The 3,000-nt window shown below is 36.5% G+C and carries 2 protein-coding genes; both read left to right on the top strand.

Going from position 1 to position 3,000, the window contains the following annotated elements:
- Positions 1 to 659, top strand: a 659-nt coding sequence (locus tag AC1DND_RS24400) for a RagB/SusD family nutrient uptake outer membrane protein (protein WP_477585152.1), incomplete at its 5' end; no start/stop codon positions are given.
- A 119-nt stretch (positions 660 to 778) separates the two neighbouring features.
- Positions 779 to 2,986, top strand: coding sequence for an alpha-N-acetylglucosaminidase (locus AC1DND_RS24405; protein WP_477585153.1), 2,208 nt, complete (start codon positions 779 to 781; stop codon positions 2,984 to 2,986).
- Positions 2,987 to 3,000 lie beyond the last annotated feature (14 nt).

The following is a 3,000-nucleotide window of genomic DNA, read 5'->3' on the forward strand; positions in this document are numbered from 1 at the left end:
TGGTTGTACCCGTTAATGAAACTACAACAACAAGTAGGTTTGCAAATCGCGATCCAAGGCTCGATTTTACCGTTGGCCACACAGGCTCAGTAGTAAAAGGCATAACCCTCAATTCAGAGAGCGGAGAACTGGCAGCACACGCTACTGGTTATGGCGTAATTAAATATATTACTAACGAAGTAATAAACAATACACCCAAATATTCTACAGATTATATGCTGATGAGGTATGCTGAAGTATTGTTAATTTATGCAGAGGCCAAAATAGAGGCAGGCCAAATAGATCCATCGGTGATAAACGCTATTAACGATGTAAGATCAAGAGCTTATGGTACTGTGCCAACGGATATTACCCATTACCCGGAAGTTATATTGGGTACACAAGCTGCTTTAAGAAATATTGTACGCAATGAGCGTAGAGTAGAATTGGCCTTTGAAGGCTTGAGATGGTTTGATATTAAACGTTGGAGCATCGCTGCGGGTACAAACGGCACGATGAATGGAACTGTTTTAGGAGCCTATTTGAGCAGTGGTACATATAAAGTAGCTGGTGCCAGACAAATGGATAATCCAAACCGCGATTATTTAAGGCCCATACCTCAAGACCAAATTAATTTGATGGGTAAAAATTTATTACCTCAAAATCCAGGTTACAATTAAAATTAGCTATGCTAAGCATACAGAAAGGTCGGTTAATTTTGATCTCCTGTATGCTTGTTTAATGGTTTTTCTTTAGATTTTATGATAGCTTCATTACTGCTAAAAACAAATTAAATTCAATGAAAAAAAAGATAAAACTTACCAGCCAAATTTTGGCTGTACTGCTACTGCTTTGCAATAATTTTTTATTTGCAAGCGAGGTAGATGAAGTTGGAGAATTTAAAAAATTGCTTGCAAGGGTGGTACCTAACCGCACACAATATTTTGAAGTAGAAAAGCTAGCCAGTAATAATGATGTATTTGAGTTGGAGAGTAAATACGGAAAAATAATTTTAAGGGGGAATAATAATATCGCCCTATCTGTTGCCCTAAACCACTATCTCAAATATTATTGTAAAACATCGGTTTCTTGGTATGCAAATGATCCTATAATACTTCCAAAAGTGCTACCACAGGTAACCCAAAAAGTAAAAAGGGATGCACGTGTTTCAAAACGGTTCTTTCTTAATTATTGCACTTTTGGTTACACCATGCCTTGGTGGCAATGGAAAGACTGGGAACGATTGATTGATTGGATGGCATTGAACGGAATTAATACTCCTTTAGCGATAACAGGGCAAGAAGCCGTTTGGTATAACGTTTGGAAAAAATTTGGACTAAGCGATGAAGAGATAAGAGGCTACTTTACAGGCCCGGCACATCTGCCTTGGCACCGGATGTCTAACCTTGATCATTGGCAAGGACCATTACCTATGTCGTGGATTAAAAATCAAGAACAGCTTCAAAAAAAGATACTTGCAAGAGAAAGACAGCTGGGCATGAAACCAGTTCTTCCAGCCTTTGCAGGTCATGTGCCTCAAGCTTTACAAAATAAATATCCAACGGCAAAAATTACAAAATTGAGCGAATGGGGTGGTTTTGAAGATAAATACAGAAGTTCGTTTCTAGATCCTTTTGACCCCTTGTTTACCGAAATTCAGCAAGCTTTTTTAAAAGAACAAACCGCAATTTTTGGTACAGATCATATTTATGGAGCTGACCCTTTTAACGAAGTAAAGCCACCTAGTTGGGAGCCTGATTATTTAGCCAAAGTTTCTAAAAATATCTATGAAGGAATCAATTCTATTGATAAGGATGCCACTTGGCTAATGATGACCTGGGTATATTATTTTGAGAGAGAACATTGGACAAACCCACGCATCGAATCGTTTTTAAAAGCAGTGCCACAAGATAAAATTATGCTATTGGATTACTACTGTGAAAAAACTGAAGTATGGAAAATGACTAATTCATTCTTTAATCAGCCCTTTATTTGGTGCTACCTCGGTAATTTTGGTGGTAATACCATGCTTGCTGGTAATGTTGACGAAGTGGAAAAAAGAATGGAAAATGCATTGGCTAACAATAAAAATTTATGGGGCATAGGTTCTACTTTAGAAGGTTTTGACGTAAACCCAATGATGTATGAATATGTTTTTGAAAAAGCTTGGAATACTAATTTGGCAGACACCAAGGATTGGATTAAAAATTGGGCAAATAGAAGAACTGGATCGGCAGACACAAATGTAGAAAGAGCTTGGGAAATATTGCATCAAAAAATATATAACCAACCTGCAGAATTAGGTCAAGGAACATTAACAAATGCCCGGCCTACATTAACTGGAAATGGAAACTGGACTACTGTTAACAAAATTGATTATAGTAATAAAGCTCTTTTTACCGCATGGGAACTTCTATTAAAAAGCAAAACAATCAATAGCAGTGCCTATAAATATGATTTAGCGAATATAGGACGACAGGTTTTGGGCAATTATTTTACCCAATTGAGGGATGAATTTAACGAGAATTATAAAGCTAAGAATATAGCCGGTTTAAAATTAACAGGCCGAAGCATGAAAGCTGTATTGGATGACATTGATTTGCTGTTAAATACACAATCTTCCTTTCTGCTAGGCAAATGGTTAAATGATGCAAAAAAAATGGCCGCCTCAGAAAGCGAACGCAAATACTACGAAGAAAATGCCCGTAATATTATTACTACCTGGGGTACAAAAGCACAAAGCTTAAATGATTATGGTAACCGCACTTGGGCAGGTTTAACCAAAACATATTACCGTAAAAGGTGGGAGATGTTTATTAATGATGTCATCTCATCAGTAGCCAAAAACAAAGATTTTGATGAAAAATTATTTCTTGAAAAGGTTACCCAATTTGAACTTGACTGGACTAAACAAAGCCAGGTTTTTATAGACAAACCACTAGGAGATAGTTATAGAATTAGCAAAGTATTGGCATTAAAGTATAAAAACAAAATTCTCACAAATTAATATGAGTAATAATC

The organism is Pedobacter sp. 01N416 (assembly GCF_056399685.1).